Origin of the sequence: Pseudonocardia pini (assembly GCF_013870575.1) — a bacterium.
In the GTDB taxonomy this organism is placed as follows: domain Bacteria; phylum Actinomycetota; class Actinomycetes; order Mycobacteriales; family Pseudonocardiaceae; genus Pseudonocardia; species Pseudonocardia pini.
Genome location: NZ_JACBXB010000359.1, coordinates 1 through 5447 on the forward strand (window position 1 = coordinate 1; position 5447 = coordinate 5447).

5 protein-coding genes are annotated in these 5447 nt (G+C 74.7%); all 5 read right to left on the reverse strand.

The features are described 5' to 3' along the window. Nucleotides 1-62: 62 nt before the first annotated feature. Nucleotides 63-899 carry a DUF1684 domain-containing protein gene (locus tag H5J29_RS19380; RefSeq protein WP_181782464.1) on the reverse strand — a complete coding sequence of 279 codons (837 nt, stop codon included), beginning with the start codon at nt 897-899 and terminating at the stop codon, nt 63-65. 37 nt (nt 900-936) lie between these two features. Further along, a complete protein-coding gene (locus tag H5J29_RS19385) occupies nt 937-1950 on the reverse strand; it encodes an LLM class flavin-dependent oxidoreductase (RefSeq protein ID WP_220187640.1) in 1014 nt (337 codons plus the stop codon). A 29-nt stretch (nt 1951-1979) separates the two neighbouring features. Then, a complete protein-coding gene (locus tag H5J29_RS19390) occupies nt 1980-3716 on the reverse strand; it encodes an FAD-dependent monooxygenase (RefSeq protein WP_181782466.1) in 1737 nt (578 codons plus the stop codon). Between the two features lie 3 nt (nt 3717-3719). After that, a complete protein-coding gene (locus H5J29_RS19395; protein WP_181782467.1) occupies nt 3720-5090 on the reverse strand; it encodes an NtaA/DmoA family FMN-dependent monooxygenase in 1371 nt (456 codons plus the stop codon). Nucleotides 5091-5115: 25 nt separating this feature from the next. Then, the coding region (locus H5J29_RS19400) for an ABC transporter ATP-binding protein (RefSeq protein WP_181782468.1) at nt 5116-5447 on the reverse strand (332 nt) is incomplete at its 5' end.

Sequence of the window (5447 nt, forward strand, 5' to 3'; positions counted from 1 at the left end):
GCTCCACACCACGTCGTCGGGCTCGCCCTGCTCGGTGACCGCGGGGGTCCGCGCCGCCGCGGTCATCGGACGGCCTCGCGTCCACCGCGCAGGACCGGGGTCTGCTCGCCCGCCTCGACGGCGAACGGCAGGTGGTTGCGCGGCGGTGCGAGCGGGCAGGGCGCGTGGTCGGTGTAGGCGCACTGCAGGTTGCCCGCGCGGTTGAAATCCAGCACGAGGGCGGTCTCCCCCTCGGCGGGCAGCGGGAGGGCCACCGAACGGCTGGCCGCGTAGGTGGTGACCCCGCTGGTGGCGTCCCGGAACAGCAGGATCCCCAGGCCGGGGTCGTCGTCGCGGCCGAACACGACGAGCCGGTGCTCGCTGCCGTCGACCGTGAAGACGACCTCGCCCACCGCCTCGTGGGTGTGCTCGATGCCCTCGACGGCGGCGCGGACCTGCTGCGGCCGCCCCTGCGGGTAGCGCTCGAACACGGCGGGCAGGACCCACGCCGGGTCGTACTCGAAGGCGGGGGTCTCCACGTAGTCCGCGCGCAGCCGGTACGTCGGGTCGAGCGGTCGGAGCAGGTCGCGGCCACCGCGCCGGGACAGCTCCAGCACGACGTCCCCGGCCTGCGCGGCCCAGCGGAACTCGCGCTCGCGGACCGGCCCGAACGCGTGGCCGCCGGTCCGTTCGGTGCCGTCGACGAGCAGGGACTCCCCCGCCCCGAGCTCGACGACGGGCCCGTCGGGGCCGGTCCGCCACACCCCGGGCACGCCCGGGAAGGTGCGGGGCTCCGGCTCCAGGAAGTGCACGGCCCGGTAGGCGAGGTAGCCGTACGGGTCCTGGCGGCGGCGCTCGTTGGCCGCCCGCCACTCCGACCACTCCGCTGCGCGGGTGGCCGGGTCCAGGGTCTGGGTCATCGTCGGTGCTCCTGTCGGACTCGATCGAGGCGGGCGGTCACGCGGCGGCGTGGGCGACGGCGGGACGGACCCGGGGGTGGATCTCCTCCGCCACGAGCCGCAGGCCCTCGCGGAAGGCGGCGGTCCCCGCGGAGACCGGCAGGGAGAACAGCCGGTCGGTGGAACGGACGAAGGCCTCGTCGCGCGAGAGCTGCTCGACGACGTCGTCCGGGCTGCCGTACTTGACGTTCAGGGCCTCGAGGTACTCCTCGGGACTGCTCGGTGCGGACCCCGCAGGCACGCGGACGCGCGTGGGGTTCTGCTCCAGCTCCGCCGTGACCAGTGCGATCGCCTCCGCGCGGGACGCCGCGGGCAGCACGCCCCGGGAGATCCCGATCCGCGGCTCGGCGCCCGCGGGGAGCGCACCCAGGTAGTCGTCGATCAACGCGGACTGCACCTGGCCGGGGTCGCCCTGCGGGGTCAGCCGGAAGAGCAGCAACCCGTCCCCCGACCGCCCGATCGCGGCCGCGGTCCGCGGGTTGCCGGTCGCCTGCCACAGCCGGTCGGCGAGCGCGGTCGAGGGCGGGTAGAGCGGGACCTGCCTCCCGTCCGCCGTCACGCCCTGCTCGATCGCGCGCCGCAGCCCCGCCAAGGCGTCGGCGTAGAGCGTCTCGCGGTCGCCCTCGGACAGCCCGAACGCGCTGAAGATGTCCTTCGACATCGGGTTGCTCTTGCCGATCCCCAGCTCCAGCCGACCGCCGCCCAGCGCGTCGACGAACGCCGCCGTCTCGGCGACCCGGATCGGGTTGTCGAACGCCAGCGGCAGGACCGCGGTGCCGAGCCGGATCCGGTCCGCGACCTGGGTGGCCGCCGCCAGGAAGGACAGCGCGGCGGGCAGGCCGAGGACCTGGAAGTGGCCCTCGGCGACCCAGGCGGTCTCGAACCCGAGGTCCTCGGCGAGCCGGACCGAGCCCAGCGCGTCGGCGTACACCCGGCCCGGCTGCGGATCGGTCGGGACGGTCAGGAAGAAGGACAGCCCGCGGACGGGGGGTTCGGCTGGTGTTCGGGTCACGGGGACCTCCGGGTGCGGGGTGCGGGACGTCATGACGCGACCGCCTCGACGAGGGACCGCTCCGTGCCGACGGGCGTGCGGGCGAGCGCCAGGTCGAGGACCGCGCCCGCGTCGACCTCCGCCGTCCCGCGCCACGCGACGTGGGCGTCCGGTCGGACCAGCGCGTACGGCGCGCCGTAGCGCTGGTGCGCGTCGGCGTCGGGCAGGTGGATCACCTCGAGCTCGAGGCCGCGGGCCTCCGCGGCCTCCTCGAAGGGCGCGACGGCGGCGGTGTCCGCGGTGAGCACGAGCAGCGCGGGCCGGGTGCCGAGCCGGTCGTACACGGTGAAGCCGAAGGGATCGAGGTTGCCGTTCGGCGCGCGGTGCCCCGGCCTGCCCTCCTCGGTGTAGGCGTGCGCGTCCCAGGGCTGCTCGGTCTCGCGCTGCCCCGGCTCGTACCAGACGACCGACGAGTCGTCGTAGCGCTCGTCGAAGACCACGCCCAGCGGGAAGGTGTGCTCGGCTCCCAGCAGCTCGCCGATCTCGGCCCGCCTGCGGACGGCGTCGGCGCCGGTGTCGTCGTCGGCCGGGACGCCGATCTCCTTGATCCGCCGGTAGACCTCGCCGCCCGCCCGCTCGCGCGCCGAGGCGTACTCCGCGATCCGCCGGTTGTGCGGGCGTCGCTCCTGGTCGTAGGAGTGCAGCAGCCCCTCGCCCGCCTCGCCGCGCAGCACGGCGGCGAGCTTCCAGCCGAGGTTGGCGATGTCCCCGAAGCCCTCGCACAGGTTCCCGCCCGGGGTCCGGACGTGCGCGGCGTCGCCCACCAGGGCGATCCGGTCCCGGTAGAAGGTGTCTGCGAGGCGGGCGCTCTTGAAGAACGAGGTCAGCGACACCACCTTCAGCTCGACGTCGAACCCGAAGGCCTCCCGCACCCGGGCGACCAGCTCCGCCTCGTCCGGCTCGTGGTCGAGCGGGAAGGGCCCGGCGTAGGTCCGCCAGTCGGTCTCGTTCAGCGCGGCCAGGAAGCCGGAGTACCGGTCGTTGTAGACGATCGCGGTGCCCGGCACGAAGGGCCGACCGAGCAGCGTCGACGCGTCCGTCGAGGTGCGCACGACGACCCGGAAGTGCCGCTCGGTGGCATAGGCGCCCGAGCGCGTGATGCCGGCCAGGGTGCGGACCGTGCTCTTGCCGCCGTCGGCACCCACGACGTAGCGGGACCGCACGGTGCGTTCGCGCCCGGTCCCCACCTCGACGAGGCGGGTGGTCACGCCGTCGGCGTCGACCGCCAGGTCCTCGACCCGCCAGCCCCCGGAGACCGGGGTCCCGAGCTCTGCCAGCCGGTCGAGGAAGACCTTCTGCAGCACGGTCTGCGGCCTGCGCAGTGCGCTGTGCACCGAGTAGCGCGGGGCCCGGCCGAGGTCGAAGGAACGGTGCGCGCTGCCGCCCAGCTGGTGCCCGACGAGCGAGGTCAGCAGGAGGTTGCCGGTGTTCCACTCGGGCGGGAAGGTCCACTCGTCCCGGATCTGCGGCAGCACGCCCCAGTTCGCGATGATCTCCAGCGCCCGCGCGTTGTAGCCCGCGGCGCCCGCCCGGACCAGCGTGGCCTCGGTCGCGGCGTCCACCACGGCCGCGCGCACCCCGTGCCGGGCCAGCTCCAGGGCCGTGCCGAGCCCGTTCGGTCCCGCCCCGACGACCAGGACGTCGGTCTCCTCGACGGGCTCGGCCCGTGGGAACCCCACGACGTCGACCTGGCGTCGCCCGCGGTTGATGTCGTTGCGTGCAGGCATGTCCTACCGTCCCTGTCCGGTCGTGGTCCGCTCGGCGGCCGTGTCGGCCGAGCCGAGCGGGTGGGGGGAGAGCCCGAGGTTCTCCCTGAAGGTGTCGTGGGCGTACTCGCGCCGGAACCGGCCGCGGTCCTGCAGCTCGGCGACCACGCCCGTGGTGAAGTCGACGAAGCCGGCGGGCTGCACGTCGATGTTGATCGTGAACCCGTCCGCGGCACCGGTGTCGACCCAGTGCTCGATGTCGTCCGCCACCTGCTCGGGGGTGCCGACGATCATCCGCTGGCCCCCGGAGAGGTTGTTGAACAGCAGCGTCCGCACGCTCGCCCGGCGCCGGCGTGCGTCGGCGATGAACTGGTCGCGGCGGGCCGTCACGGCCGGGCTCACGGTCCGCCCCTCCAGCTCGGCGTAGGGCAGCTCGGCGTCGAGGTCCAGCCGCGCGACGTCGATCTCCAGCAGCGCGCCGAGCGCCGCGAGCAGCGGCTCGAGGGCGAGCTGCTCGTCGAGCCCGCGCCTGCGCTCCTGGGCCTCGGCCTCGGTAGCTCCGAGGACCACGAACAGCCCGGGCAGGACGAGGAGGTCCGCCGGCCTGCGGCCGTTGGCCGCGGCCAGCGCCTTGACCTCGGCCGAGAACGCCCGCGCGAGCTCCGGCACGCGCTGGGAGGTGAAGAGCGCGTCCGCCCAGCGGGCGCCGAACTCCATGCTCCGCCGCGACGCCCCCGCCTGGAAGATCACCGGACGCTGTCCGCGGTAGCCACCGGTGAGCGGCAGCACCCCCTCGGTCCGGTGGAACTCCCCCTCGATCCGGACCGGCCGGGTGCGGGCGGGGTCGACGTAGGTGTCCGCCGCCCCGTCGGCGACGACGGCGGACTCGGGCAGCGAGCCCCACAGCGCGTCGACCGCCGACACGAACTCCTCCGCGCGGCGGTAGCGGGTCTCGTCGTCGAGCCGCTCGGTGAACCCGAGCGCCCGCCGCGTGACCTCCTCCTGGCTGGTCACGATGTTCCAGGCGGCCCGGCCCTTGCTCACGTGGTCGAGGGTCGCGATCGCCCGGGCCCGGGTGAACGGGTCGCCCTGCAGCGCGGGGTTCGTGGCCACGAGTCCGATGTGGTCGGTCTCGCGGGCCAACGCGGCCAGCAGCACCACGGGGTCCGCGCCGCGCCAGGGCCTGCGGTGCGACGGCTCGTCGAGCACGCCGAGCCGGTCCGCGATGAAGAGCGCGTCGAACCGGGCGCGCTCGGCGAGCCGGGCGATCTCGGTGTAGTAGTCGATGCCCGCCAGCCAGTCGGCGGTGGGCGGCAGGGTCTTCCAGGCGGCGTCGTGCCGCCCGGTGGCCTGCAGGTTCAGGCAGAACCTGATCTGCCTCTGCGCTCGGGACACGGGTGGTCTCCCCGGAGGTGGGTGGTCAGGAGGCGGCGAGCTCGGCCCGCAGCCGCGCGCGGCGGGTGCGGTCGGCCGCGCCGGAGGTCAGCGTCGGCGCGGAGCCCACGAGCAGCCGGGTGTACGGGTGCTCGGGGGCGGTGATGACCTGGGCGGTCGGTCCGTCCTCCACGATCCGGCCGTCGTGCAGCACGATCGTCCGGTCGGTCACGCCCGCGATGGACCCGAGGTCGTGCGAGATGAACAGCAGCGTGATGTCCGTGGTCGCCCGCAGCCGCTCCAGCAGTTGCAGGATCCGCACCCGGTTCGCCGAGTCGAGGGCGCTGACCGGCTCGTCGAGCAGCAGGGTCCACCAGA

Excerpts from the sequence above, each read along its gene's own strand:
- H5J29_RS19380 (WP_181782464.1), bottom strand. The coding sequence starts at position 899 with ATGACCCAGACCCTGGACCCGGCCACCCGCGCAGCGGAGTGGTCGGAG.
- H5J29_RS19390 (WP_181782466.1), bottom strand. The coding sequence starts at position 3,716 with ATGCCTGCACGCAACGACATCAACCGCGGGCGACGCCAGGTCGACGTC.